The organism is Kribbella sp. CA-253562, from assembly GCF_050942265.1.
Lineage (GTDB): Bacteria > Actinomycetota > Actinomycetes > Propionibacteriales > Kribbellaceae > Kribbella.
Map to the genome: position 1 here is coordinate 8,409,116 of NZ_CP192049.1, position 23,038 is coordinate 8,432,153.

The following is a 23,038-nucleotide window of genomic DNA, read 5'->3' on the forward strand; positions in this document are numbered from 1 at the left end:
ATGACGGCGGTGAGGCGCGTCGAGGTCGTCTGCACGGGCAACATCTGCCGGTCGCCGATCGGTGAGGTGGTGCTGCGCGCCAAGCTTGCCGAGGCCGGTGTGGACGACGTGGTGGTGACCAGCTCCGGCACCGGCGGCTGGCACGCGGGCGACCCGATGGACTCCCGCGCCGCGGCCGCTCTCCGGCGTCGCGGGTACGACGGGAGCGCGCACCGGGCGCAGGAGTTCCGCAGCAGCTGGTTCGCCGAGCGCGATCTGGTGCTGGCGATGGACTCCGGTCACCTGTCCGCGCTCACCAGGCGCCTCGGCACGCAGGCCGTGCCGATCGAGCTGTTCGCCGAGATCGACGTACCGGATCCGTACTACGGCGAGGACGAGGGTTTCGACGACGTACTGGACCAGATCGAGAAAGCCGCCGACCTGTGGGTCGAGCGGCTCTCCCGATGACCGGCTAGGACTGCCCGATCTCCGCCTTCAGCGCGACGAACCACTCGGTCTTCGCGTCGAACTCCTTGCCGCCGGCGATCCGCGGGAACTCGATCGCGCGCAGCTCGTCGCCACGCTCCTCGTCGTGGCCGACCACGCCGGACTCGCCCCGCAGCGCCGCGTCGACGGCGTAGTCGGTGCACTGCTTGATCAGCGCCAGGTCGCGGTCGTTGGCCGCGGCCGAGCGACTGAAGTACCCGCTCTTCTGCACCATCGTCTTCTCGGCGCCGATCCGCTCGGCGAACTGCTTGGCGAACCAGGCACCCGGGTTGATCGTGTCCAGCTTGACGTGCCCGAACGGGTCGCGGCCGACCTCCTCGCCGCGGGCTTCCATCTCGGCCACGATCGCCGGGACGCCGGCACCCTCGGACAGGAAGATGTTCACGCAGTCCTCGCGGTCCATCACCGCCTTGAGCCGCTCGGCCTCGGCGTCCAGGTCGATCGGTGCCTCGGGCACGTACACGGCGTCGATGTCCCAGCGGCCGGCGCTCAGGCCGATGCCCGGGTTCCACTCCTGCTGCTTGAACCAGTCGCGGTAGGCCAGCGCGGTGGCCGCGGTCAGCCAGCCGCAGTTGCGGCCCATCACCTCGTGCACGATCAGCATCCGGGGGTTGGAGCTGTGCTCGGCGACAATGTTGCGGGCGAAGATCGCGCCCTGCTCGGCCGCCGTCCAGGCGCCGAGGCTCTGCTTGATCGGCACCACGTCGTTGTCGATCGTCTTCGGCAGGCCGACCACGGTCAGGTCGTAGTCGTGCTCGTGCAGGTACGCCGCGAGGTCGGCGGCGGTGGTGTTGGTGTCGTCACCGCCGATCGTGTGCAGCACGTCGACGCCGTCGGCAACGAGCCGCTCGGCGGCGACCTGCAGGGCGTTCTGCCCGTCGGCGATCAGGCCGCGCTTGACCAGGTCGGCGGTGTTGGTCAGCTTGACCCGGCTGTTGCCGATCGGGCTGCCGCCGAACTTGTGCAGCAGCCCGGCCTTGGCCCGCACCTCGGGCGTCACGTCGACGTACCGGCCGCTGAGCAGACCGTGGTAGCCGTTCAGGTATCCGATGATCTCGACGTCCGGCGCCACCTCGGTGTAGCGCTGGATCAGTCCGCCGACGGCGGACGACAGGCAGGGCGCGAGCCCACCCGCGGTGAGAAGGGCAACTCTGCGGACAGGCTTGTCGGCAGCCATGGGTCAGGGTCCTTCCGAAGGTCGCTGAAGTCGCTCCCAGCGTAGTGAGGCAGACCACTTCCGATGCTGGTCGGGGCCCACCAGCCGGACACCGGCGACCGAAGTACACCTCCGGCCGACTTCGGTCTTCGGACGCGCCACGGGCCTACCGCCCGGCCCGGCGCGGCCGCGAGACTGCGGAGATGACCTTGCAGATCCGTGGCATCTCGTACGTTCCGGCCGCCGAGCCGGACGTCGTACGGCGTGATCTGCGAGCGATCGCCCAGGACCTGCACTGCACGACCGTGATGCTGATCGAGTCCGATCCCGAGCAACTGCGCGCGGCGGCGGAGTACGCGCTCGAGCTCGGTCTCGACGTCTACGTCCGCCCGTACGTCGAGGACCGGCCGCACGCGGAGGTCCTGGCCTGGGTCGAGCGTACGGCGGTAATGGCCGAGCGGTTGCGGCAACGGTTCCCGGGGTCAATCTGTACCGGTTCGGCACCGACGCCGCGGCGTACGAGCGGCGGCTGCGTGCGTTGACCGCCGCGTCGAGCAAGCCCGTGGTGATCACCGAGTTCGGCTGCGGTTCGTTCGTCGGGGCGGACCGGCGCGGACCGGGGTCGTTCCTGATCGTGAACTGGTTCGCGTCGCCGCCGCGGATCAAAGAGGGCTTTCGCCGCGACGAAGCGACTCAGGCGGCATACCTGGGCGAGCTGATCGACCTGTACGACGCGGCCGGCGTGCACGGCTGTTTCGTTTACACCTACGCGATGGCGGACTTCCCGCACTGGAGCGATCCGCTGGTCGACCTGGACATGGCCGGGTTCGGGGTGGTGAAGATCCCGGCGCACGATCCCACCCGGCGCGAGCCGAAGCAGGCGTTCGCGGCAGTGGCGCGCAAGTACGCCGGCTGACGGTCAGCGCAGCGGGACCGGGCGGGGCTCGACCGGGGTGGCGACGACGAACGAACTGTTCGTCGAGCCGTGCACGTTGAGCTTGTCCAGCAGGGCTCCCAGGGCGTCGATGGCCGGCACCTGGACCCGGATCAGGAAGCAGTCCTCGCCGGAGATCCGGTGGCACTCGACCACTTCGGGAGTCTGTTCGGTCAGCTCGATGATGCGCGGGATCTGCCCCGGGCCGGGCTTGAGCCGGACCCAGGCGGCGACCGGCCGGCCGAGCGCGGCCGGGTCGAGGTCGAGGCGGTAGCCGCGGATCACGCCGGACTCCTCCAGCCGGGTGACCCGCTCGCGCACCGTGGGCGCGGAGACCCCGAGCCGGCGCGCGAGCTCGGTGGTCCGCAGCCGGGGGTCGGCGGTCAGCTCGGTCAGAATACGGACATTGAGGTCATCCAACTCGAACGCCTTCGCTTCGGAAACCACTTCTCGCCTCTTCCGTTCGTTCCGGCATGTCGTTTCGGCAGATTCCTTCCTAGCCTAATCACTGTGAAGAATCCGCTCGCCGCCGCAGCAGCCGCCGTGACCGTCCTGCTGTGGGCCTCCTCCTTCGTCGCGATCCGGCACGTCGGCAACGATCTCTCGGCCGGCCCGATGGCGCTGGCTCGCCTCCTGGTCGGCAGCGTGCTGCTCGGCGCGTTCCTGCTCCTGCGCCCGGCCGAACAGCGCTGGCACCGACCGGTACGCCGCGACTGGCCGCCGCTGCTGGCCTGTGGCCTGCTCTGGTTCGGGGCCTACAACGTCGCGCTGAACGCCGCCGAGCGGCGGGTGGACGCCGGAACCGCGGCCATGCTCGTGCACATCGCTCCGCTGCTGATCGCTGTGCTCGCCGGACTGACGCTCGGCGAGGGTTTCCCTCGCCAGTTGGTGCTCGGCAGCGCCGTGGCCTTCGGCGGCGTCCTGCTGATCGGCAGCTCGACGTCAACCGGCCGCGCCGAGATCTGGGGAGTTGTCTTGTGCGTGGCCGGAGCAGTGTCGTACGCCGTCGGCGTGGTCACCCAGAAGCCGCTGCTGGGCCGCCTGCCCGCCGCACAGGTCACCTGGCTCGCCTGCACGATCGGTACGGTCGCCTGTCTGCCCTTCGCTCCCGGACTGGTCCGCGAGCTGGGCACCGCCGGACCGGCCGCCATCTGGTGGGTCGTCTACCTCGGCGCCTTCCCCACCGCGCTGGGCTTCACCACCTGGGCCATCGCCCTGCGGCACACGACCGCCGGGAAGATGGGCGCGACGACGTATCTGGTGCCGATGCTCGCGATCCTGATGGCGTGGCTGTTGCTCGGTGAGACGCCGGCCGGCCTGGCGATCGCCGGCGGGGCCCTGTGCCTGGTCGGGGTAGCGGTCTCGCGCACGCGGAGCCGGGCTCGGGAGCGGGTGCCCGCGGCTAGGGCTTGATGCCGCGCAGGTGGGCGTGCATACCGCCGTACACCTCGGTCGGCGGCAGGAGGCGCTTGGGGACCTTCGTGACGACGCTGTAGTTGGCGTCGACCACGTTGGCCAGGGGGACCTCGCTGATCTGGCTCAGCAGCTGGTACGCGTCCATTTTGTCCAGGCCGTAGAGCTCACCGAGCCAGCCGACCATGTCGACCTGACCGGCGCGCCAGGCGTCCTCCAGCGGGCGGCTCGACCCGACCACCGCCAGGTAGTCGTCGGTCTCCAGGCGCGGCCAGGCCGGGCCGGGCGTCTTGATCAGATCGACCAGCATGACCACGTTCATGGCGCCTTCGACCGCCGTACCGCAGGACTCGCCCTCGCCCTGGCGGTAGTGGCCGTCGCCGACCGAGAACAGGGCGCCCTCGACGTTCACCCGCAGGTAGCAGGTCGTGCCGGCCTTCATCTCCGGGGTGTCCATGTTGCCGCCGAAGTAGTCCGGGACCAGCGACGAACGGACCTCGAACGCCGCCGGGGCCACGCCGACCGTGCCGAGCATCGTGTTGATCGGTAGGGCGAGCTCGAAGTCGCTGCCCTGGGCCTGGAACCCGACGGTCTGCTTGTCGGTGTCGACCTCGTAGATCCAGGTCCGCTCCGGCAGCGGGTCCTGCAACGTCGCGGTCTTGTCGGTGCTGGTCAGGCCGCCGAAGAACGGGATGGTCGCCGACGCTCCCCAGCTGCGCGCCGGGGTCAGCTCGACGAAGTGCAACGCGAGGGTGTCGCCGGGCTCGGCGCCCTCCACGTAGAACGGGCCGGTCTGCGGGTTCACGAACGGCATGTTGAGCGAGGCGCCGGCCAGGTCCTCGGTGCTGCGCAGCCGACCCGAGAACGCGTCCTCGGTCCACAGTCGCAGCAGGCTGCCGGGGGCGATCCTGCGGATCGGGGCGGCACCGCCGAAGGTCCAGGTGAGTTGCTCGGCGTCCGGGGTGAATTCGACGATGTCCACGGGGGAAAGCTACGCCTGGTGATCGGTCTTCGCGACCGATCAGCGGGTTCTCAGCCGATTCTCAAACAGACGGCCTAGGCTCGGCAGGCAGAGCACACAAGGCACGAGCGGGGAGCGAACGATGCGGGTACTGGTGGTGGACGACGACCGGGCGGTCCGGGACTCGCTGCGCCGTTCGCTCGAGTTCAACGACTTCGAGGTGGTGACCGCCTCCGACGGCGCCGAGGCGCTCGCCGTGATCGGCAACGTCGACCCCGACGTGGTCGTGATGGACGTGATGATGCCGCGGCTGGACGGGCTGGAGACCACCAAGGCACTGCGGGCCGCGGGCAACAACGTGCCGATCCTGGTGCTGACCGCGCGGGACGCGGTCGCCGACCGGGTGGACGGCCTGGACGCCGGCGGCGACGACTACCTGACCAAGCCGTTCGCGCTGGAGGAGCTGCTCGCGCGCCTGCGCGCCCTGCTCCGGCGCAGCGCGACGCCGGGCGAGGGCGGACCCCGCGGCGAGGTCCTCCAGTACGCCGACCTGGTGGTGGACGTGGACGCCCACGAGGTGCACCGCGGCGACGTCGCGATCCAGCTGACCCGGACCGAGTTCTCGCTGCTCGAGCTGCTGATCCGCAACCCGCGCCGTGTGCTCGAACGCGCGGTCATCCTGGACGCCGTCTGGGGCTACGACTTCCCGACCACCGCCAACTCCCTCGAGGTCTACGTCGGTTACCTGCGCCGCAAGACCGAGGTGAACGGCCTGCCCCGCCTGATCCACACCGTGCGCGGCATCGGCTATGTGCTGAGGGACACCCCGCCGTGACCTCGCAACCCCCCGACTTCCCGTCGTACGCCGGCGGCCGGATCCCGCCGACGCCGAGCCCGAGGCCGAGTTCGCCTGGCCCGGGTCAGCCCGGCGCGGGCGGTCCTGGGCCGGGCGGTCCTGGGCCGGGCGGTCCCGGGACTGGCGGTCCTGGGCCGGGCGGTCCTGGGCCGGGCGGTCCCGGGACTGGCGGTCCCGGGACTGGTGGTCCTGGGCCGGGCGGTCCCGGGACTGGTGGTCCTGGGCCGGGCGGTCCCGGGACTGGCGGTCCCGGGACTGGTGGTCCCGGGACTGGTGGTCCCGGGACTGGTGGTCCTGGGCCGGGCTCTCAGGGGACTGGTGGGTCAGGCCTGATCGGTGCGGGCCCCGGTGATCCCGGGCCGAACGCGCTGGGGCTCCCGCCGAACGGCAACGGGACCAGCCGGATGGCGGCGACCGCCGCCCGGACGCAGAGCTGGTGGCAGGAGAAGCTGCACCGGCTGAGCCTGCACGCCCGGGTGACGCTGCTCGCGGCCGTGGCCGTCGGTTTCGCCGTCGCGCTGGTCAGCGTTTCGGCGTACGTGACCGTGCGCCAGCAGATGTACCAGAACCTCGACAACAGCCTGATCGACCGGGCCCAGCAGGCCGCCAAGAACGGCGTGCTGACCAACCAGAAGAACCTGGTGAACATCCCCACTGACGCCTTCGGCCTCAGCGACATCCGGCTCGGTGTCTACCTGGCCAACGGCCAGCCCATCGGTGCGACCAACAGCTACCTGCCGCCGATGGGCCCGACCGAGCTGGACATCGCCCAGAACCCTGGCGACGAGGCCAGCGTGCGGACCTTCGGAACCCGCAAGGGCGAGCACTTCCGGGTGGTCGCCGTACCGGCCGAGTTCTGCCCGTTGCAGGCTCGCTGCGATATCGACCCCGACCTGCTGCAGCCCGCCGCCCTGGTGGTCGCGCAGTCGCTCAGCCCGATCGACCGGACCCTGCACAACCTCGGCATCGTGCTCTGGGCGTTCGGCCTGGTCGGCGTGATCGGGGCCGCGCTGGCAGGAAACGCGATCGCGCAGTCCGGGCTGCGGCCGCTGGTCAGACTGACCGGCGCCGCCGAGCACGTCGCCAGGACCGAAGAGCTGCGCCCGATCCCCGTCACGGGCTCCGACGAGATCTCCCGGCTCGCGCTGGCGTTCAACGCGATGCTGCAGGCGCTGGCCAGATCCCAGGACCGCCAGCGACGCCTGGTCGGCGACGCGGGACACGAGCTGCGCACGCCGTTGACGAGCATCCGGACCAACCTCGACCTGCTCGCCCAGGCCGACAAGCGCGGCGGCTTGCGGGCCGAGGACCGGCAGCAGCTGCTGGACGACGTACGGGCTCAGATGGACGAGCTGACCACCCTGATCGGCGACCTGACCGAGCTGGCGCGGGACACCCCGCAGGTTCGCGACGCCGAGCTGATCGAGCTGTCGAACGTCGTCGAGGACGCGGTGCTGAAGGTACGCCGCCGCGCGCCCGGCCTGGAGTGGGACGTGCAACTGGCGCCGTTCCCGGTGTGGGGTGACGAGCGGCTGCTCGGCCGCGCGGTGACCAACCTGCTCGACAACGCCGCGAAGTACAGCACGCCGGACAGCCCACCCGCCGAGGGTGAGCCGCCGGCGCGGGTGATCGTGCGGCTGCGGGACGGCGTGCTGACGGTGACTGACAGCGGCCCCGGCATCGCCGAGGCCGACCTGCCGCACGTGTTCGACCGGTTCTACCGTTCCAGCGAGGCGCGCAGCCGGCCCGGTTCCGGGCTGGGCCTGGCGATCGTCAAGCACGCGGCCGAGCAGCACGGCGGCATGATCTACGCCCGCAACGCTCCCGGCGGCGGCGCGCAGTTCACCCTGTGGCTGCCGCACGCGGCCACCCAGTCGCGCTGATCCCTTCACAGCTTCCTCACAGGACCCTCAGCGGATCCTCAAGGAGTTCTTTGGCTGCTCTGACGGGATCTTCAGGGCTCTCTCAGGTCCGGCCCGCATGGTTGACCCATGACCGAGAACCAGCCGCACCAGCCGCAGAACCAGCCCGGGAACGACACCCCGGCGCAGGGTTCGACGTACGGGAACCAGGCTCCGCAGGGGACGCCGCCGGCGTACGGCTCGGGTCCGCAGGAGCGCACTCAGCAGCTGCCGACGACCGGCTACGGCCAGCACTCGCAGCAGCAGTTCGCGCCGCAGGGGCAGGCGCGGCCCGGGGGCTACCAGGGCGGTCAGTTCGGTACGGCCGGGACGCATCAGGGGGCGTCGCCGGGTACCAACTGGCCGTTCGGCCCGCAGCAGCCGGCTCAGCCGGAGCCTCCGAAGCCCAAGCGGCGCGGACTGGCTCTGGTCGCGGCCACCGCGCTGCTGGTCGGGACCGCCGGCGGTGTGGGTGGTGCGGCTGTGTACTCGGCGACGACCGACACGAGCTCGACTCCGTCGGTGACCGCTCCGCTGAACGGTGGCCAGACGGCTCCGGTGTCCGCGCCGAACGGCTCGGTGCAGGCCGCGGCCGCCAAGGTGCTGCCGAGCGTGGTGAAGATCGCCTTCACCACCTCGCAGGGCGCCGGGACCGGCTCGGGCATCGTGATCAGCAAGGACGGGCTGATCGTCACCAACAACCACGTGGTGTCGGGCGCCGGCAGCGGCGGCCGCCTGAGCGTGATCCTGAACGACGGCCGGACCGTGTCGGCGACCGTCGTCGGCACCGACCCGCTGACCGACCTCGCGGTGATCCGCGCCGACGCCAAGGACCTGACGCCCGCCGTACTGGGCAAGAGCGGGGACCTGGCGGTCGGGCAGAGTGTGGTCGCGATCGGTTCGCCGTTCGGCCTCGACGCCACCGTGACGAGTGGGATCGTCTCGGCGCTCAACCGCCCGGTCACCTCGGGCGGCGAGGAGCAGGACAGTACGACGGTCTTCCCAGCCGTGCAGACGGACGCCGCGATCAACCCGGGCAACTCCGGCGGCGCCCTCATCGACCTCGCCGGCCAGGTGGTCGGAATCAACAGCGCGATCAAAACCGCCGGAGGATCGGGACAATCCGAAGGCGGAAACATCGGCCTGGGCTTCGCAATCCCGATCGACCAGGCCAAGCCGATCATCGACGAGCTGGTGGCCACGGGCAAGGCCACCCATGCGCGGCTCGGAGTGACGGTCGGCGACGCGCAGTCTTCCGACGGGCTCACACAGGGAGCCACCCTCGGCGAGGTGACGTCCGGCGGTGCGGCGGACAAGGCCGGCCTGAAGAGCGGTGACGTGATCACCGCGATCGACGGCAAGGCGATCGCGTCAGGGGACGCGTTGGTCGCCGCGGTCCGTTCGCACCGCCCGGACGACGAAGTCACCATCACCTACAACCGGGGCGGCCAGACCGGCCTGACGGTGAAGGCGAAACTCGGCTCCGACAACGGCAACCCCACGGGGTGACACCCGGTGCCGGGGGGCCCTCCTCCCCCGGCACCCCCCACCGACCGGGACTGCGGCCGCCCACCGAGCGGCCGCAGTCCCGTTTTAATGCCGTGCGCGGGCCTTGCCGGACCACTACCGTCCCGGCATGACGTTTTCTCGCGAGCGGCCGCCGTTTGTTGCCGATGAACGGACTCAGCTGGTCGGATGGCTGAATCAGCAGCGTGCGCTGGTCAGGTTCAAGTGCGAAGGGCTGGCCGAGGCGGACGAGACGCGGGCGGTGCTGCCGACGTCGCCGGTGATGACGGTCGCCGGGCTGGTCATGCACCTGCGGTGGGTCGAGCACTGCTGGTTCGAGGTGCTGTTCCTGAACGGCTCGGCGGCGGGCAATCCACAGTTCGACGAGAGTCTGCCCGAGGACGCGGACATGATGCCGACCGCGCCGCTGAAGCAGCTTCTGGACGAGTTCGAGGCGCAGTGCGAGCGGTCGAACGAGATCATCGCCGCGCACTCGCTGGACGACACCGGGCAGCACCCCGAGTTCAGGTCCGCGCAGGCGACGTTGCGCTGGATGATCCTGCACATGATCGAGGAGACCGCCCGCCACGTGGGACATCTCGACACGATCCGCGAGCTGCTCGACGGTGAGAAGGGGTATTACTAGTCGGTGTGAGCATCGACGTACGACGCGCCGCGGACCGCTTCCGGACCAGCGAGGACTGGCTGGACTCGCGGCACTCGTTCTCGTTCGGGCCGTACTACGACCCGGACAACGTCGGCTTCGGCGCGCTGCTCGTGCACAACGACGAAATAGTTGCCCCTGGCACCGGATTCGACACGCATCCGCACCAGGACCTGGAGATCGTGACCTGGGTGCTGCGCGGTGCGCTGGTGCACCAGGACTCCGAGGGGCACAGCGGTGTCGTCTACCCGGGTCTGGCCCAGCGGATGAGCGCGGGCCGCGGGATCCGGCACTCGGAGAAGAACGACGCGGGCGAACCGGTCCGCTACCTCCAGATGTGGGTCCGGCCGGACGAGCTCGACCTGACGCCGTCGTACCAGCAGGCCGAGGTGGAGCTCGGCACCGGCGAGCTGGTCCCGATCGCGTCCGGACTCACCAAGCACGCGACCTCGACCGCTGTGCGGATCAACCAGCGGGGCGCCGGGATGTCGGCGGCACGACTGCCGGCCGGCGCCGAGGTGCAGTTGCCGGTGGCACCGTTCGTGCACCTGTTCGTTGCCCTCGGCTCGGTCACGCTCGAAGGAGCCGGCGAACTCGGCGAGGCGGACGCCGCCCGGATCGTCGCGTCGGACGGCCGGCGGGTCAGCGCCGGCCCACAAGGTGCCGAGGTTCTCGTCTGGGAGATGAGTTAGGTCTGCTCCGACATCGTCCAGACGTGCTGCAACGGCCGCCCGTTGTCCGCGAAGCCCTCGACGAACTGGCTCATGTGCTGCTGCCAGCGCTGGTCGACCGGGTCGTCGGCGAGCTGGGCCACCGCGGCCTCGAAGTCGTCGCACTCGACCAGGTGGAACAGGTCGCGGCCGCTGCGCCAGATGCTCCAGTCGGTGATACCGGCGTTGTTCATCACCGCGATCAGCTCGGGCCAGACCCGGGCGTGCTCGATCGCGTAGGACTCTTCGGTGCCGGCGATCAGCCGGCTGTGCAGGGCGAGGCGGGTCACAAGGCCGCAGAATACGCCCCGCAGTGACCGAACCGTTACCCGATCCCCCGGCGATCGTCTCGACGTGACCGGCCGCTGCTGGCAGGTTATGTGCCTCCGGTAACCGATTCCCGCAGGAGCGCCGATGGCCGATCGCACCGCCCCCTGGCCTGCCGGTACGCCGAACTGGGTGGACCTGGCCGCCACCGACCCCCGCGCCGCGGCGCGGTTCTACGCCGGTCTGTTCGGCTGGCACTGCGAGCAGGACAGCGCCCGCGACTACTTGATCTGCCGGCTGGACGGCGAGGACGTCGCCGGCATCGGCGGCAAGCATCCGGGCACCGAAGACCTGCCCAGCCGCTGGACCACCTACCTCGCGACCGACCATGTCGACCGGACGGCAGCCGCGATCACCGCGGCCGGTGGCCGGCTCGTGCTCGAACCGACCGACGTGGCCGCGCAGGGCCGGATGGCGATCGCGACCGACCCCAACGACGCGCTCTTCGGCCTCTGGCAGACCACCGACCACCTCGGCACCGACCGCGGCTCCGCGCCGGGCATGCTGGTCTGGAGCGAGGCCCTCAGCCACGGGTACGACGAGGCGAAGGCGTTCTACACCAAGGTCTTCGACTACCGGCTCGAGGAGATCGGCGTCACCGAGGATTTCAGCGGCCCCGGTGAGCAGTACGCCGACGCCCGCTACGCCGCCCTCTACGCCGCCGGCCGCCCGGTCGCCGGCACCGGCGAGTTCCACCCCGACATGCCGCCCGAGACGCCGGCGCACTGGCTGCCGTACTTCGCCACCGCCGACCTCGACGAGACCGTCACCCGCGCCGAACGCACCGGCGGACGGCTCACCGCGGACCCGCTGGACACCGACTTCGGCCGGATGGCGGTCCTGACCGACGCGGAGTCGGCGGTCTTCGCGGTGATCCAGCTGTCGGTCTGAATCACCCGCGAACCAACCGATCGGGCCGCCACGGCGTCGTACTCCTGTGGCCGGCCTGAGTATTTCCCCTCTCGTGGCAGGCTGGGCACACGCCGAAGACTGTTCGGAGTGTCAAACCGTCGCCGTGCGAGAGTGGAGATCGTGAAGCGAACTGCTGCCATCGTTTGTCTGAGTGCCCTGATGGTCACCGCCGGTTGTTCGGACAGCAAGTCCGGCGACGGCGGCAAGCCGGACCCGAACGACGAGAAGCAGGCGTCCGCCGAGGTGGTGAAGGCGTTCGCGGCCGGCTGGGTGAAGGCCTGGGCGCCGGACGGCAAGCCCACCGAGGCCGCCGCGCTGACCGACAACCCGGCCACCTTCGGGCCCCGGCTGGACGACGTCGACACCGCGCTGGTCGCGCAGTCGGCGACCGTCACCCCGCAGGGTGAGCCGAACTGCTCCGACGACAGCACGTGCACCCAGGAGCTCGCGGTCGAGGCGGTGCTGCGCGGCATCGGCACGATGAAGTGGACCAGTACGGCGACCGCGGTGAAGACCGGTGACAGCTGGAAGATCAAGGCCTCCGGCGACACCATCTACCCCGGACTCGGCGACGCGAACTACCTCAAGCGAGTCCGCACGCTGCCGCCCCGGGCTTCGATCCTCGACCGGACCGGCAAGCCGCTGACCACCAACCGTCCGGTCGTCATCGTCGGCGTCGCGTCGGGCAACAAGGCGACCGCGGCGACGTACGCGGCGTTCACCAAGAACCTCGACGTCGACGGCACCAAGCTGTGGAACCGCGCGAAGGCGGCGCCGCCCGGCCAGTTCGTCGACGCGATCACGATCCGCGCCGAGGAGTGGGACAAGCTCCGGCCGACGATGGGCAACCTGCCCGGCCTGCTGACGATGGGCGGCACCCAGTCGCTGCCGGAGAGCCCGACGTTCGCGCGTTCGGTGATCGGCACGATGAAAACGGCCACGGCGGAGACGCTGAAGAACGCCGGCCCGACCGCCTCCAGCCAGGACCAGGTCGGCACCACCGGCCTGCAGTACGCGATGCAGCAGCAACTGGCCGGCACCCCCGGCGGTCAGGTGAACCTGCGCGACGGCAAGACCAAGATGGTGATCAAGGAGGTGTTCAAGCAGGAGGGCAAGGCCGGTACGCCGGTCCGCACCACGCTGGACACCAACCTGCAGCGCGCCGCCGAGGCCGCGCTCGCCACCAGCAAGCTGCCCGCGTCGCTGGTCGCCGTCCAGGCCTCGACCGGCCAGGTCCTGGCCGCCGCGAACGGCCCGACCGCGACCAACTACAACCGCGCCTTCCAGGGCCACTACGCACCCGGCTCGACGTTCAAGATCGTCACGTCGGCCGCGCTGATGGGCGCCGGGCTGACCGCGAACTCCGCGCTGCCGTGCACGAACACGATCAACGTCTTCGGCAAGACCTTCAAGAACTACGACGGCCTGGCGCCGTACGGCAACGGCACGATGCAGAAGGCGTTCAACGAGTCCTGCAACACCGCGTTCATCTCCCAGCACGGGCGGCTGCCGGCCGACGGGATGACCAAGGCGGCGGCGATGTTCGGGCTCGGCCAGGAGCTGAAGACCGCGATCCCGGCGTACGGCGGTGAGGTGCCGGCGCCCAAGGACGACGTCGCCGAGGCCGCGTCGATGATCGGCCAGGGCACGGTCACCGCCAGCCCGCTCGGCGTCGCGCTGATCGGCGCCACGGTCAAGCACGGCACCGCGATGAAGCCGGTCCTGGTGATGGGCAAGGACCCGGCCGGCCCGGCCGCCGAGCCGCTGCCGCCGGCCACCGCGAACGCGCTGCGCACGATGATGCGGACCACCGTCACCGGCGGGACCGCGCGCGGGCTGGCCGGCAGCGGGGTCGTCTCGGCCAAGACCGGTACCGCCGAGGTCGTGTCGAACGGCAAGGTGATCACCAACGGCTGGATGGTCGGCTTCCGCGGCGACGTCGCGTTCGCGGTGATCGTCGAGGGTGGCGAGTCCGGCGGCAAGGCGGCCGGACCGATCGTGCAGAACTTCCTCGGCCGCTTCAGGTAAGCCCGGCTCGGCCAACGACGGCCGCCTTCCCCACCCGGGGCAGGCGGCCGTCGTGCGTCAGAAGCTGAGGATCTCCTTGATCGCGGACTGCAGGTCGGAGCCGTCCAGCGTGACCAGCTCGAGGTCGGTCGGGAGCCCGGGCGAGTGGAACAGGCGCAGGTCCCGGTGCTTGCCGGCCGCTTCGAGCACCGTCCGGATGAACCGGGCGTTGCCGAGCTCGTCGATCCGCCCGTTGGAGCAGACTTGGTCCAGTACGGCGGTCAGACTGGCCGCGGCGTCCGGGGTGATGTGGTCGCCCCGGCTCTCGACCAGCCGCATCGCGATCTCGCGCAGCTGGTCGGCGGTGTAGCGGGGGAAGTCGATCCGGGTCGAGAAGCGGCTGCGCAGTCCTGGGTTCGCCTCCAGGAACTCGGCCATCGGCTCCGAATAGCCGGCCACGATGACGACCAGGCGGTCGCGGTCGTCCTCCATCCGCTTCAGCAGCGTGTCGATCGCCTCGGTGCCGTAGTCGTTGGTGCTGATGCCCTTCTTGCTCAGCGCGTACGCCTCGTCGATGAACAGCACGCCGTCCAGCGCGGAGTCGACCACCTCGTTGGTCTTCGTCGCGGTCTGGCCGATCCAGTCCGCGACCAGGCCCGACCGGTCGGTCTCGATCACCGTGTCCGCGGCGAGCAGCCCGAGCGCGCAGTACAGGCGGGCCACGACCCGGGCGACCGTGGTCTTACCGGTGCCGGGTGGTCCGGCGAAGATCAGGTGGCCGCCGAGCTTGGCGGTCGGCAGGCCGCGTTCCGCGCGCATCAGCCCGGCCCGGACCTGCGCGGCGACGGCCGACACCTGCCGCTTGACGTCCGCCATGCCGACGTTGCGGTCGAGCTCGTTGAGGATGCCCTGGACCGCTCCCCAGTCCGGCTGCCGGTGCAGCGACGGCGCGGAGGGTGCGCCGCGGCGGACGACCGGCGCGGCTGACGTCGTACGGCGTTCGGTGCGGCGGGTGCTCAGCATGACCGACGAGTCGGCCAGCGCCTCGGCGACCTGGCGGTGCGAGTTGTCGCGCTCGTAGACCCACTCGAACTGGCGGATGGCGTTCTGCTCGCGGTTGGTGCCGCGATAGACGAAGCCGAGGTAGTACTCCGCGTCGAGCGCGACGAACGAGTTCAGCTGCTGGCCGGCTGCCTGGCGCAGGATCGTCTCGGCCTCGCTCCACTGCTCGACGGTCGCCAGCAGCATGCCGAGCCGCAGCAGCGCCTCGACACCGAGATGACCGTCGGCGGGAATCCGGCGCAGGAGGTCGATCGCGGTGTCGAACTCCAGGCGGTGCATCGCGACCGCGGCCTCCAGGAACCTCCGGCGCAGGTCCTCGATCACCTTGCCGGTGGCCTCGGCCGCGCCCGCGGTGTCGCCGGCGCCGAGCCGCCGCAGCGCCTCCGCGTGCCAGACGTGGTCGGTGGTCTCCAGCGAGTGGGTGAACCACCAACCGGCCCGGAACGACGAGCTGAGCCGCCGTTTGTCGGCGTCCCGCTCCTCACCGAACCGCCCGAGTCCCGCGACCAGCTTGTCCAGCGCCGTGTCCGCGTCCCCACCGGCGGCGTGGAACCCGAGCCAGGCGTCGGTCATGCCCGGGTCGAGCTCGAGCGCCTTGGTGAAGTGCTCCAGCGCGGCCGGCTTGTCCGGCGTCGCCGCCTCCTCGCCCGCCTTGGCGAACCCCAGTTGCCGCGCCCCACGCACCCACAGACCACGAGCGCGTCGCCGCGCCAGCAGCCCCGCGGACTGCTCCGCCATACCCACTCTCCTCGTCACCGGCCGGGTTGCATCCTCTCACCACAGAATGTCGGTCACCGGGGTTACCGTCGGCGCCATGACCACCACCGAGCAGACCCGGACCCTCGCCGAGCGTTACTTCGCGACGATGAGCGCGCGGGCGTGGCACGACTTCGCCGAGCTCCTCACCGACGACGTCCGCTACGACCTGCCGCAGACCGGCGAGCGGATCGTCGGCAAGGACAAGTACCTGCGCTTCAACCAGGAGTACCCGGGTGACTGGCAGCTGACGGTGACCAGACTGGTCGTCGACGGTGACTCCGCCGCGGCGTCGATGCAGTTCGTCGTGGGCGAGCAGGAGATGGTCGGCCTGGTGTTCCTCGAGGTCCGCGACGGGCTGGTCGCCCAGGTCACCGACTTCTGGCCCGAGCCGTACGACGCCCCGCCCGGCCGGGAGCACCTGACCGAGCAGGCGATTTCGGAGCGGGACCGGTTCGCCGGTTTCTGAGACTTTCCGGCCGGGCCCGTCCGGGTTCCTGAGAGTTCGCTGAACTCCCGGCACGACGGCCTTTTCGTCACTTAGGGTGGTGTGATGGAGAGCCTGATCTGTCCCAAGTGCCGGGGCGCTATGCGGACCTACGAGCGCAGCAACGTCACCGTCGACCAGTGCACCGAATGCCGCGGCATCTTTCTCGACCGGGGCGAGCTGGAGAAGCTGGTGGACGCCGAAGTGGCCTACAACGGCCCGCAGCCGACCCGCGCGCCGGAGCCCCGGTACGAGGAGAAGCGGTACGAAGAGAAGCGCTACGACGACCGGCGGTACGACGACCGCAACAAGTACGGGCAGCAGCAGTACCCGCACCGCAAGAAGAAGAAGTCGTTCTTCGACGAGCTGTTCGACTGAGTCGTCAGCGGTGCCGGCCGTGCAGCGCGGGTTCGCGCTCCTCCTCGGTCGTGCCGCCCCAGACGCCGTACATCTCGCCGACCAGTAACGCGTGCTCGCGGCACTTGAGCCGCACCGGACAGGTGCCGCACAGCGACTTGGCGAGCACCTCGCGGGCGTGCTTGCGCATGCCCCGCTCGGATTCGGCGGAGAAGAACAGTTCGGGATTCACGTCCCGGCAGGCGGCGTGGTCCTGCCACTCCCAGTTCTCGATCATCGCGGACGGTAGTCCGTCGGGGGCTTTGGTGACCGCCCCGGCGGGCGGTTTGCGGCGGCTCATGCGCCCACCCTCGGCAGACACCACTTCAGCAGGTGAACCATCAGCAGTCACCTCGGCTCGGTCAGGTTCCCCGCGGCTGTCCTCACAACCGCGGCACCGTCCCAGGTACCCGACAGCAAACGTCGGCGCCCGTCCTAGGGGCTGACCAGCAACCGCACGTTGGTCCCGCGCTGGCCGATCACCTTGATCCTCACCCCGACGTGCGGCACCTTCACCCCGTACGACGGGACCTTCGACGACCAGAACTCGGCCCGGTCGTCGAAGACCGGGACCGCGTCCGCCCCGGCGAAGTGGTTCTTCTTGCCACTGATCGTCAGGTCGAACGAGTCCGACTTCTGCAGCCCGAACGTCGAGTCGTAGCTCTGCAGCGTGCTCTTCCAGAACCCGCCGGCCGGGTTCGGCCGCAGGCCTGGGTTCGCGTCGATCGGCAACCACTGTCCCTGGCCCGGGTGCACCGCGGTCTCGTTGTCGGACTGCGAGGTGTCCCAGTACGAGATCAGCAGGCCGTCCTGGTACGGGTAGTGCTCGACCCAGTTCGGCCGCGGGTTGCCGACGAAGTTGTACGGCCCGGTCCGCAGGTAGCGGTTGAACGAGTTGTAGGTGTAGTTCGACGCCAGGTAGTAGTGGTCGTGCTCGGTGGTGACCGTCTTACCCGCCGCGAGGAAGCCCTTCGCCGTCCAGCCGCCGGTGCCGCTCTCGGCCCCGTCGGTGACGAGGGTCCGGCCGTTCGCGGTCAGCCTGAGCTCGTCGACGAAGAAGCCGAGTTCGTGCGTCGCGCCGTCCGTCGCGTACCGCAGCCGCAGGTCGACCGTCTTGCCCGCGTACGCCGACAGGTCGAACGCCGCGGGCTTCCAGCCGCCCGAGGTGCCGTCGATCCCGTTCGCCTCGGCCGCCTTGGTGATCGTGCCGGGGATCGCCTTCCAGCCGGACCCGTCGTTCACCTCGACGTAGGCGTAGTCGCAGGCGTCGGGGCCGCAGTCCTCGATCCGCCAGTTCGCCTGGAACGTCAGTGACGCCTTGCCGGCCGGCAGCGTCACCTTGCGGGTCAGGGTGTTGTCGAGCTTGTCACCGGTCCCGCTCCACCACGACTTCGCGCCGGCGGCGGGAGCGACCAGCTGCTTGGTCAGTTTCTTCTTCGGCAGCGAGATCACCAGGCCCTGCGGCTTGCTCGAGTTGTACTCGTGCGGGCCGAGTTCGATCGTCTTGGTCTGCCCCGCTTCGACCTTCACATGGTCGAGCCAGCCGAGCTGCAGCTTGTCCCAGGTGCCGAGGTCCTGCGGCTTCAGCCCGATGCCGAGATCGCCCTTCGCGCCGGAGCGCGACTGTGCCATCACGCTCCACCAGTTCACCGGGTTCTGGCTCGGCTGCCCGGAGGTGTCGTAGTGATCCGGCAGTCCGAGGTCGTGGCCGTACTCGTGCGCGAAGACGCTCAGCCCGCCGTTCTCGGGCTGGATCGTGTAGTCCCCGATCCACAGCCCGGTCTTGCCGACCTGGACGCCGCCGAGCTTGTTGGTGGCCGGACCGCTGGTGGTGTTCTGGTCGGCGTACCAGCGGTGGGACCAGATCGCGTCCTCGCCCTGGTGCGGGTCACCATCGGCCTGGTCGCCGCCGGCGTGCACGATCTGGAAGTGGTCGAGATAGCCGTCCGGCTCGTTGAAGTTGCCATCGGCATCGAAGTCGTAGCGGTCCCACTGGTCGTAGGACCGCAGCGCGCCGCGGATCTGCGCGTCGGTCTTGCCGGCCCGCTGCTGGTTCTTCACCCACTGCCCGACCGCGTCGGTGATCAGCGCCCAGGTGTTGCTGCAGATCGTGCCGTCGCACGGCGAACCGTTGGACCGGCCGTAGCGCGCCTCGTTGTAGGGCACCTTCACCCAGTCCGACACCGTGCCCTCGACGCTGTACCGGCCGGACGACTGCTTCTCGTAGTACGTCTTCACCGACTCGCCGGATCCGAAGTACAGGTCGCGGTAGTGCTGCGCGGAGTAGTCCGCCTGCCAGACCGTCGAGTTGTCAGTCGTGCGGTCCGGCGCGGGGATCGCGTTGTGCAGCGGGCCGGCGAATGTCGTCGGGCCCGGGGTGTCGGGATCGGTGTCGCGGTCGGGGAAGTCCGGGTGCCGTTTGGTGCCGAACTCGGCCAGGATGACGAAGATCTTGTCGGTCTTCTCCCGCGCCAGCTCGACGTACTGGGCCTTGCGGTGCTCGGCGACCTTGATCCGGCCGAGGCTGTCCCGCGCCGCCGGGACGGCGACCTGCCGGCCGACCTTGACCACCTTGCTCGGGCCCCGCTGCTCGGCCTTCACGGAGCCGCCGAGCACACCGGCCAGCGCCGCCTCGCGCAGCTCACGGCGCTTCTCCTCGAGCGGGTTGGCCAGCTCGTCGGAGTGCAGGCCGACCGGAAGCGCCTGTCCTGCGGCCGGCACCGCCGCGGCCTCGCTGCTCGCCGCACCCGCTGCCGGTACGCGGGTACTGTCGGCGGCGGCCTTGCGCGGCGGAAGCTGCCCGATGCCGACCGCGACGGCAGCGGCCAGTCCTCCGACCGCGATGGTGCGTACGGGTGAGACGCGCACGTGCTCCTCCTGGTGGCCAAAGGCAACTACCTCGGCAGACACTGTAGGAGCACTGTCCGTGACGGTAGACGCTGTGAACCAACAGAGCGCCGACCGCAACACGATCGCCATCTCGCCGCCCGGGGTCTATCGTCGGCGGATGAGCACCCCGCCCCCGGTGACCCTGCGCGCGATGACCGACGCCGAGTACGTCGGCTGGCAGGACCGCAACGCCCGGTCCTTCGCCGCCGGGATCGGCCCGTTACGTGGGCTCGCCGGCGACGCGGCGATCGAGGTCGCCCGCGCCGAGGTCGACCGGTTGCTCCCGGACGGCCTCGGCACCGACAAGCACCTGCTGTGGACGGCGTTCAGCGAGGACGGCACCGCGGTCGGCAGCCTGTGGATCAGCGTGCGGACCCCGGTCCCGTTCGTGTTCGGCGTCGAGGTGGAGGAACAGCACCGCGGCAAGGGCTACGGCCGTTCGATCATGCTCGCCGCCGAGCAGGAGTGCCGTCAGCGCGGTTACGCCCAGCTGGACCTGAACGTCTTCGGCAACAATCCCACCGCGATCAGGCTGTACGAGTCCCTGGGCTTCGAGACGGTCAGTCAGATGATGCGCAAACAGCTCTGACCGTCAGCGACCGGCGGCGAGTGCTGCCGGGGCGTCGAGGTGGCGCGGTTCCCAGCCGAGCTCGCGGCGCGCGCGGTCACTCGTCAGTTGCTGGTCGAGCACGTAAGCGCCCGCGATCGGTCCCATCTGCTCGTGCGCCTCGGCCGCCTCCAGGTGCCGGATCTGTCCCGGGTGCCCGGCCGCCTCGGCGAGCGCCGGCGCGAGCTCCGCGAACGTGCGGTTCTCCGCCACTGCGACGTACACCGCTCCGGCCGGCGCCTTCTCCAGCGCGAGCACGTACAGCTCCGCGAGGTCGTCCACATGGACCAGCGTCGTGTGGTTCGACCCGTCGCCGACCAGCGCCACCGCGCCGTTCGACCGGGCAGGCTCGACGAAAAACGTCTCGATCAGCCCGCCGGATCGTCCGTAGACGAGCGCCGGCATCACCACCACCGGGTGCCATCCCCGCGCCGCCGTCTCCAGGACGCGGGCCTCGTTCTCCAGCCGCCATGCGGTGATCTCCGGCGGGTTCTTCGCCGCGTCCTCGTCCACCACTCCGTCGGTGTCGCCGTACACCCAGACTCCGCCGGTGTGCACGTACGGCCCACGTCCGTCGAGCCCGGTCAGCAACGCGTCCGCCGCATCCCGGTCGATCTCCGCACTGCGCTCGTACGACGCCCCGAGATGCAGTACGCCGTCCGCTCCGGCCGCGCCCTCGCGCAGTACGTCGAGGTCGGTCAGCTCGCCGACCACCGCCTTCGCACCGAGCGCGGTCACCGTCTCGACGGCCCGGTCGCTGCGGGCCAGCGCGGTCACCTCGTGGCCGTGCCGGACCAGCGCCTCGATCACGACCTGCCCGATGTAGCCGGACCCACCGGTCAAGAACACCTTCATCAACTGCTCCTTTCGTCACCTCCACTGTGCTGGCGTGCGGGCCTGGATTTCCAAGACCTGTTCGGGCGGCTGTGATACCCCTGAGGTATCAACCGCGAGGAGCCGCCGATGAGAGCGTCGGAAGCCGCACCGGAGCCCGTCCCCACGGAGCCCGGGTCCCGCACGGATCAGGCTCCGGCGTGGTGGTTGCTGCATGTCGACATGGATCAGTTCATCGCCGCGGTGGAGATCCGGCGGCGGCCCGAGTTGCGCGGGGTGCCGTTGGTGGTCGGCGGGTCGGGCGATCCGCAGCAGGCCCGGCAGGTGGTCGCGACCGCGTCGTACGAGGCCCGCGCCTTCGGGGTTCACTCGGGCATGCCGTTGAAGGCGGCGTACCGGAAGTGTCCGGAGGCGGTTTTCCTTCCGTCGGATCCGGCCGCGTACGAGGCGGCGTCGACGGAGGTGATGGACACGCTGCGGTCGTTCCCGGTGGTGGTCGAGGTGTGGGGCTGGGACGAGTGCTTCGTCGGCGCGACGACCGACGATCCCGAGCACCTGGCGGGCGAGCTCCGGGCCGCGGTGGTGGAGCGGACCGGCCTGACCTGCTCGATCGGGATCGGCGACAACAAAGTGCGGGCCAAGCTCGCGACCGGTTTCGCCAAGCCCGGTCCCGACCAGCGCGCCGGCGACGGCGGGACCTTCCGCCTCACGCAGGCGAACTGGGCCGAGGTGATGAACCACCGCCCGGTCCGCGACCTGTGGGGCATCGGCGCCCGGATGTCGCAGAACCTGAACGAACTCGGCCTGCACACCGTCGCCGACCTGGCCGCCGCGGACGGCGACCTGCTGCGCAAGCGGTTCGGGCCGAAGATGGGCACCTGGTACCTGGCGCTCGGCCGGGGTCTGGGCGACACCGAGGTCACCGACGTACCGCGGGAGCCGGTCTCGCGCAGTCACGAGGTCACCTATCCCGAGGACCTGTCCGATCCTGCGGACATCCAGGACAAGGTCCGCGCGATGGCCGAGGAGCTGACCCGGTCGGTCGTCGCCGAGGGCCGCTGGATCCAGCGGGTCCACGTGAAGCTGCGGTTCGTGAACTTCTACACGCCGATCAAGTCCCGCAAGCTTCCCGCTGCCACCCAGGATCCCGCGGTCGTCGCGGACGCGGCGCTGACCGTGCTGGCGAAGTTCGAGCTGCGCCGCCCGGTCCGGCTGATCGGGGTCCGCGCGGAGTTCGCGCCACCGCCCGCGACGTGACCCGAACTTTCCGGCCGTTCCCGGCATCCAACCGCCGCCACCCCACTGGAAAGGCGGCCCATGCCCCGCTCGATTTCCTTGCTCACCGGCCGTTCCCAGCTGCGGCTCGCTCTTGCCGCTGTCGCCGGTCTGCTCACGGTCGGCGCCGTCGCCGGGCTGTTGCTGGTCCCCAGGACCAACTCGACCGCGGCGCCAGAGACGGGGCCTCCACCAGCGCAGCCAAGCCGTACACCGTCGCAGCCGCCTCGCCCGGCGGACTCGACTCCCCGCGCAGACTCGACTCGCCCCGCGGACTCGACTCCCTCCGCGCAGCCCGCTCGCCGCGCCGAGCCGCCGCTGACCACCACAGGCCTGTCGTACGCCGTCCGCTCGTGGGGCGACCCGAAGACCGAACTCGGTGTGATCGTGCCGATCCCGAGCACCTGGACGACGACCCGGTTGTCGACCTTCGAGTCCCGTTTCACCAGCCCGAACGGCCTGTGGACCCTGCGCGTCAACGGCGTCATCGGCACGCCGCAACCGCGCGCCGCCGTGGTCACCAAGAAGCTCGGCGAACTGCGCGCCGCCCCGGACTTCCGCCTCCTCTCCCGCACCGAGGGTTCGGTGAAGGCGGCCAACCCGGTCTTCGCCGGTTCCACCTTCCACCAGACGACGCTGACCTACACCCACACCGATCCCGCCCGCGGCACCCGGCTGGTGGTCAACCGCTTCGTCACCATCGACGACGCCACCAGCACCGCCTTCGAGGTCGCCGCCGCCGGCCGCCCGCAGGACCTGCCAGCCCTGCAAGCGATCACTGACAAGGTCACCACTGGCTACGCACGCGTCCCCTGACCAACTCCTCACGATCTCCCGGATCGCACGGACGCCAAGAATTCCCCGGAGAACAGGAAGTAATCGGCCCGTTCAGGTGCTGT

The 23,038-nt window shown here is 70.3% G+C and carries 24 protein-coding genes; 16 read left to right on the forward strand and 8 right to left on the reverse strand.

Annotated elements, in window-relative coordinates; translation table 11 throughout:
• On the forward strand, positions 1-447 hold the full coding sequence (locus ACQPXM_RS40055) for a low molecular weight protein-tyrosine-phosphatase (protein ID WP_432943205.1): 447 nt from the start codon (positions 1-3) through the stop codon (positions 445-447).
• Between the two features lie 4 nt (positions 448-451).
• On the opposite strand, the gene ACQPXM_RS40060 is transcribed toward ACQPXM_RS40055, so the two are convergent.
• A complete protein-coding gene (locus ACQPXM_RS40060; RefSeq protein ID WP_432943206.1) occupies positions 452-1,663 on the reverse strand; it encodes a pyrophosphate--fructose-6-phosphate 1-phosphotransferase in 1,212 nt (403 codons plus the stop codon).
• Positions 1,664-1,845: 182 nt separating this feature from the next.
• Here ACQPXM_RS40060 and ACQPXM_RS40065 point away from each other — a divergent pair, with 182 nt between their 5' ends.
• Both ACQPXM_RS40065 and ACQPXM_RS40070 read left to right on the forward strand, forming a co-directional pair.
• The gene (locus ACQPXM_RS40065; RefSeq protein ID WP_432943207.1) at positions 1,846-2,184 is read left to right on the forward strand and encodes a hypothetical protein; all 339 of its coding nucleotides are present in this window, start codon (positions 1,846-1,848) and stop codon (positions 2,182-2,184) included.
• Positions 2,181-2,558, forward strand: coding sequence for a hypothetical protein (locus ACQPXM_RS40070; protein WP_432943208.1), 378 nt, complete (start codon positions 2,181-2,183; stop codon positions 2,556-2,558). The genes ACQPXM_RS40065 and ACQPXM_RS40070 overlap by 4 nt, the downstream gene beginning before the upstream one ends.
• A gap of 3 nt (positions 2,559-2,561) precedes the next feature.
• On the opposite strand, the gene ACQPXM_RS40075 is transcribed toward ACQPXM_RS40070, so the two are convergent.
• Positions 2,562-3,023: an Lrp/AsnC family transcriptional regulator gene (locus ACQPXM_RS40075; RefSeq protein ID WP_432943209.1), complete on the reverse strand. Its 462-nt coding sequence runs from the start codon at positions 3,021-3,023 to the stop codon at positions 2,562-2,564.
• Between the two features lie 63 nt (positions 3,024-3,086).
• Here ACQPXM_RS40075 and ACQPXM_RS40080 point away from each other — a divergent pair, with 63 nt between their 5' ends.
• Positions 3,087-3,989, forward strand: a complete 903-nt coding sequence (locus ACQPXM_RS40080; protein WP_432943210.1) for a DMT family transporter — start codon at positions 3,087-3,089, stop codon at positions 3,987-3,989.
• On the opposite strand, the gene ACQPXM_RS40085 is transcribed toward ACQPXM_RS40080, so the two are convergent.
• Entirely contained in the window at positions 3,979-4,971 is a 993-nt protein-coding gene (locus tag ACQPXM_RS40085) for an acetamidase/formamidase family protein (RefSeq protein WP_432943211.1), read from the reverse strand. The genes ACQPXM_RS40080 and ACQPXM_RS40085 overlap by 11 nt on opposite strands.
• Before the next feature lie 121 nt (positions 4,972-5,092).
• Between ACQPXM_RS40085 and ACQPXM_RS40090 the strand changes: the two genes are divergently transcribed.
• The 5 genes from ACQPXM_RS40090 (at position 5,093) to ACQPXM_RS40110 (ending at position 10,569) form a co-directional block, all read left to right on the forward strand.
• Entirely contained in the window at positions 5,093-5,785 is a 693-nt protein-coding gene (locus ACQPXM_RS40090; RefSeq protein ID WP_432943212.1) for a response regulator transcription factor, read from the forward strand.
• A gap of 425 nt (positions 5,786-6,210) precedes the next feature.
• Complete coding sequence (locus ACQPXM_RS40095) at positions 6,211-7,689, forward strand: sensor histidine kinase (protein WP_432943213.1); 1,479 nt, start codon at positions 6,211-6,213, stop codon at positions 7,687-7,689.
• Between the two features lie 108 nt (positions 7,690-7,797).
• Complete coding sequence (locus ACQPXM_RS40100) at positions 7,798-9,216, forward strand: trypsin-like peptidase domain-containing protein (protein WP_432943214.1); 1,419 nt, start codon at positions 7,798-7,800, stop codon at positions 9,214-9,216.
• A 127-nt stretch (positions 9,217-9,343) separates the two neighbouring features.
• Entirely contained in the window at positions 9,344-9,859 is a 516-nt protein-coding gene (locus tag ACQPXM_RS40105) for a DinB family protein (protein ID WP_432943215.1), read from the forward strand.
• Positions 9,860-9,864: 5 nt separating this feature from the next.
• The gene (locus ACQPXM_RS40110) at positions 9,865-10,569 is read left to right on the forward strand and encodes a pirin family protein (RefSeq protein ID WP_432943216.1); all 705 of its coding nucleotides are present in this window, start codon (positions 9,865-9,867) and stop codon (positions 10,567-10,569) included.
• Here the strand turns inward: ACQPXM_RS40110 and ACQPXM_RS40115 are convergent.
• Positions 10,566-10,877, reverse strand: a complete 312-nt coding sequence (locus tag ACQPXM_RS40115) for an L-rhamnose mutarotase (RefSeq protein WP_432943217.1) — start codon at positions 10,875-10,877, stop codon at positions 10,566-10,568. The genes ACQPXM_RS40110 and ACQPXM_RS40115 overlap by 4 nt on opposite strands.
• A gap of 124 nt (positions 10,878-11,001) precedes the next feature.
• Here ACQPXM_RS40115 and ACQPXM_RS40120 point away from each other — a divergent pair, with 124 nt between their 5' ends.
• On the forward strand, positions 11,002-11,805 hold the full coding sequence (locus tag ACQPXM_RS40120; protein WP_432943218.1) for a VOC family protein: 804 nt from the start codon (positions 11,002-11,004) through the stop codon (positions 11,803-11,805).
• 141 nt (positions 11,806-11,946) lie between these two features.
• Positions 11,947-13,854 (forward strand): penicillin-binding transpeptidase domain-containing protein, encoded by a 1,908-nt coding sequence (locus tag ACQPXM_RS40125; RefSeq protein WP_432943219.1) that lies wholly within the window; start codon positions 11,947-11,949, stop codon positions 13,852-13,854.
• Positions 13,855-13,911: 57 nt separating this feature from the next.
• Here ACQPXM_RS40125 and ACQPXM_RS40130 read toward each other — a convergent pair whose 3' ends face one another.
• Positions 13,912-15,633 carry an AAA family ATPase gene (locus tag ACQPXM_RS40130; RefSeq protein WP_432943220.1) on the reverse strand — a complete coding sequence of 574 codons (1,722 nt, stop codon included), beginning with the start codon at positions 15,631-15,633 and terminating at the stop codon, positions 13,912-13,914.
• 76 nt (positions 15,634-15,709) lie between these two features.
• Between ACQPXM_RS40130 and ACQPXM_RS40135 the strand changes: the two genes are divergently transcribed.
• The gene (locus ACQPXM_RS40135; protein ID WP_432943221.1) at positions 15,710-16,120 is read left to right on the forward strand and encodes a nuclear transport factor 2 family protein; all 411 of its coding nucleotides are present in this window, start codon (positions 15,710-15,712) and stop codon (positions 16,118-16,120) included.
• Between the two features lie 84 nt (positions 16,121-16,204).
• Positions 16,205-16,516 carry a zf-TFIIB domain-containing protein gene (locus tag ACQPXM_RS40140; RefSeq protein WP_432943222.1) on the forward strand — a complete coding sequence of 104 codons (312 nt, stop codon included), beginning with the start codon at positions 16,205-16,207 and terminating at the stop codon, positions 16,514-16,516.
• A gap of 4 nt (positions 16,517-16,520) precedes the next feature.
• Here ACQPXM_RS40140 and ACQPXM_RS40145 read toward each other — a convergent pair whose 3' ends face one another.
• Entirely contained in the window at positions 16,521-16,835 is a 315-nt protein-coding gene (locus ACQPXM_RS40145) for a WhiB family transcriptional regulator (protein WP_202817823.1), read from the reverse strand.
• Positions 16,836-16,969: 134 nt separating this feature from the next.
• Entirely contained in the window at positions 16,970-19,402 is a 2,433-nt protein-coding gene (locus ACQPXM_RS40150) for an immune inhibitor A domain-containing protein (protein WP_432943223.1), read from the reverse strand.
• A 139-nt stretch (positions 19,403-19,541) separates the two neighbouring features.
• Between ACQPXM_RS40150 and ACQPXM_RS40155 the strand changes: the two genes are divergently transcribed.
• Positions 19,542-20,012: a GNAT family N-acetyltransferase gene (locus ACQPXM_RS40155; RefSeq protein ID WP_432943224.1), complete on the forward strand. Its 471-nt coding sequence runs from the start codon at positions 19,542-19,544 to the stop codon at positions 20,010-20,012.
• Positions 20,013-20,015: 3 nt separating this feature from the next.
• Here the strand turns inward: ACQPXM_RS40155 and ACQPXM_RS40160 are convergent, their stop codons facing one another.
• On the reverse strand, positions 20,016-20,885 hold the full coding sequence (locus ACQPXM_RS40160; protein WP_432943225.1) for an NAD-dependent epimerase/dehydratase family protein: 870 nt from the start codon (positions 20,883-20,885) through the stop codon (positions 20,016-20,018).
• A gap of 108 nt (positions 20,886-20,993) precedes the next feature.
• On the opposite strand from ACQPXM_RS40160, the gene ACQPXM_RS40165 reads away from it, so the two are divergent.
• On the forward strand, positions 20,994-22,121 hold the full coding sequence (locus ACQPXM_RS40165; RefSeq protein ID WP_432943226.1) for a DNA polymerase IV: 1,128 nt from the start codon (positions 20,994-20,996) through the stop codon (positions 22,119-22,121).
• A 60-nt stretch (positions 22,122-22,181) separates the two neighbouring features.
• Entirely contained in the window at positions 22,182-22,955 is a 774-nt protein-coding gene (locus tag ACQPXM_RS40170; RefSeq protein ID WP_432943227.1) for a hypothetical protein, read from the forward strand.
• Positions 22,956-23,038: the final 83 nt, after the last annotated feature.